Below are 3,150 nucleotides of genomic sequence, written 5' to 3'. Positions count from 1 at the left end.
CATCGCGTCAGCGATGGATACAAGCAATGGGAACGATCAAGCCGATCGAGCTATTAGTACCGGTAAGCTTCAAGCATTGCTGCTCTTCCACACCCGGCCTATCGACGTGGTGGTCTTCCACGGCTCTCAGGGAACACTCGTTTTCAGGTGGGTTTCCCGCTTAGATGCCTTCAGCGGTTATCCCGTCCGTATATAGCTACCCTGCTATGCGGCTGGCGCCACAACAGGTCCACCAGAGATACGTCCATCCCGGTCCTCTCGTACTAGGGACAGATCCTGTCAATATTCCTACACCCACGGCAGATAGGGACCGAACTGTCTCACGACGTTCTGAACCCAACTCACGTACCGCTTTAAATGGCGAACAGCCATACCCTTGGGACCTGCTCCAGCCCCAGGATGCGATGAGTCGACATCGAGGTGCCAAACAACCCCGTCGATATGGACTCTTGGGGGTCATCAGCCTGTTATCCCCGGCGTACCTTTTATCCGTTGAGCGATGGCCCTTCCACGCGGGACCACCGGATCACTATGACCGACTTTCGTCTCTGCTCGACTTGTCAGTCTCGCAGTCAGGCAGGCTTATGCCATTGCACTCGCCGAACGATTTCCGACCGTTCTGAGCCCACCATCGCGCGCCTCCGTTACTCTTTAGGAGGCGACCGCCCCAGTCAAACTACCCACCATACATTGTCCCGGACCCGGATGACGGGCCGCGGTTAGACATCCATAGAGATAAGGGTGGTATTTCAAGGGTGGCTCCACAGAAACTGGCGTCCCTGCTTCAAAGCCTACCACCTATCCTACACATGCCACTACGAATGCCAATGTAAAGCTATAGTAAAGGTGCACGGGGTCTTTCCGTCTAACCGCAGGAACCCCGCATCTTCACGGGGAATTCAATTTCACTGAGTCTATGCTGGAGACAGCGGGGAAGTCGTTACGCCATTCGTGCAGGTCGGAACTTACCCGACAAGGAATTTCGCTACCTTAGGACCGTTATAGTTACGGCCGCCGTTTACTGGGGCTTCGATTCAGAGCTTGCACCCCTCCTCTTAACCTTCCAGCACCGGGCAGGCGTCAGACCCTATACGTCGTCTTGCGACTTCGCAGAGCCCTGTGTTTTTGATAAACAGTCGCTACCCCCTGGTCTGTGCCACCCCCCGATGGTTGCCCATCGAAGGGTCACGCTTCTTCCGAAGTTACGCGTGCAATTTGCCGAGTTCCTTCAGCATAGTTCTCTCAAGCGCCTTGGTATACTCTACCAGTCCACCAGTGTCGGTTTCGGGTACGGACTATAAGGAGGAGCTATTTCCCGGGACCACGCGGCTGCCCGACCAATCCGATAAGGTCGGACAACTTCAATGATCCGTCACTACCTCCAGGCTCACGAATATTAACGTGATTCCCATCGACTACGCCTTTCGGCCTCGCCTTAGGGGCCGGCTAACCCTGCTCAGATTAACTTTAAGCAGGAACCCTTGGACTTTCGGCGGGGGTGTCTCTCACACCCCTTACGTTACTCATGTCAGCATTCGCACTTCCGATACCTCCAGGAGCCCTCGCGGGTCTCCCTTCGCAGGCTTACGGAACGCTCCGCTACCGCTCACGATTGCTCGTGAACCCTAAGCTTCGGTGTATGGCTTGAGCCCCGTTACATTTTCGGCGCAAAGACCCTTATTTAGACCAGTGAGCTGTTACGCTTTCTTTAAATGATGGCTGCTTCTAAGCCAACATCCTGGTTGTTTTGGGATCCTCACATCCTTTCCCACTTAGCCATAACTTGGGGACCTTAGCTGTAGGTCAGGGTTGTTGCCCTCTCCACGACGGACGTTAGCACCCGCCGTGTGTCTGCCGACTAGTACTCCCAGGTATTCGGAGTTTGGTTAGGTTTGGTAATCCGGTGAGGACCCCTAGCCCATCCAGTGCTCTACCCCCTGGGGTATTCGGTCGACGCTCTACCTAAATAGATTTCGCGGAGAACCAGCTATTTCCGAGTTTGATTGGCCTTTCACCCCTAGCCACAAGTCATCCCGAACTATTGCAACAGTTATGGGTTCGGCCCTCCAGTAAGTGTTACCTTACCTTCAGCCTGCTCATGGCTAGATCACTCGGTTTCGGGTCTAATGCGACGAACTGAACGCCCTGTTCAGACTCGCTTTCGCTGCGCCTACACCTACCGGTTTAAGCTTGCTCGTCACACTAAGTCGCTGACCCATTATACAAAAGGTACGATGTCACCATTTCAGGCTCCATCTGTTTGTAGGCAATCGGTTTCAGGTACTCTTTCACTCCCCTTGTCGGGGTGCTTTTCACCTTTCCCTCACGGTACTAGTTCGCTATCGGTCATGCACGAGTACTTAGGCTTCGAGGGTGGTCCCCCGAATTTCAGACAGGATTTCACGTGTCCCGCCTTACTCAAGGACTTTTGCTCGCATTACGCGTACGGGGCTATCACCCGCTATGGCCCTCCTTTCCAGAAGGTTCCGCTTGTCTCGCAAAAGCCGCTGGCCTGGTCCGCGTTCGCTCGCCACTACTTGCGGAGTCTCGGTTGATGTCCTTTCCTACGGGTACTTAGATGTTTCAGTTCCCCGCGTTCGCCACTTTATCCCTATTTCATTCAGGATAAGTTACCTATCAACAATACTTGGAAACCACAGCACCGGCCAAACTCACGCCCAGCCGCCGCTCTGATTTTCCAAGTATCTTAGGTGGGTTTCCCCATTCGGAAATCTACGGATCAAAGGGTATTCGCACCTCCCCGTAGCTTATCGCAGCGTATCACGTCCTTCATCGCCTGTGCATGCCAAGGCATCCACCAATTGCCCTTAAGACACTTGATCGTTCTCATTGCCAATATCCACCGCGCAATTCTCGAAGAGAATTGTCGCGACAGTCTTGGCACAAAAAGACCAGCTTCTCGAGATCGGTTCGGGGGCTGCGGTTAGGCGTGCCCATCATGAGCCGCGGATTGAGCGTCCACGGCGACGGACCGTATCCATCATCACCCGGCCGCTTACGAAAGGTTATGGACCTTTCCGGGCCAGGCTCCGAATACGGAACCCGAACAAATCTTCTCTTTACGATGTCATGCAGAACAGGCGGTGAGCGTTGCTCGCCGCAAACTTGTTTTCCTGAATGGTTTTTGCC

At 54.1% G+C, this 3,150-nt stretch carries 1 rRNA gene; it reads right to left on the bottom strand.

Annotated features, from left to right (window positions below):
- Positions 1 to 32: 32 nt before the first annotated feature.
- Positions 33 to 2,843 (bottom strand): 23S ribosomal RNA (locus ACCO56_RS33015).
- Positions 2,844 to 3,150: the final 307 nt, after the last annotated feature.

The sequence above is a fragment of the Mesorhizobium sp. 1B3 genome, from assembly GCF_050958605.1.
In the GTDB taxonomy this organism is placed as follows: domain Bacteria; phylum Pseudomonadota; class Alphaproteobacteria; order Rhizobiales; family Rhizobiaceae.
Note: the sequence above shows the minus strand (reverse complement) of the source record. Positions and strands in the feature narration are given on the sequence as shown.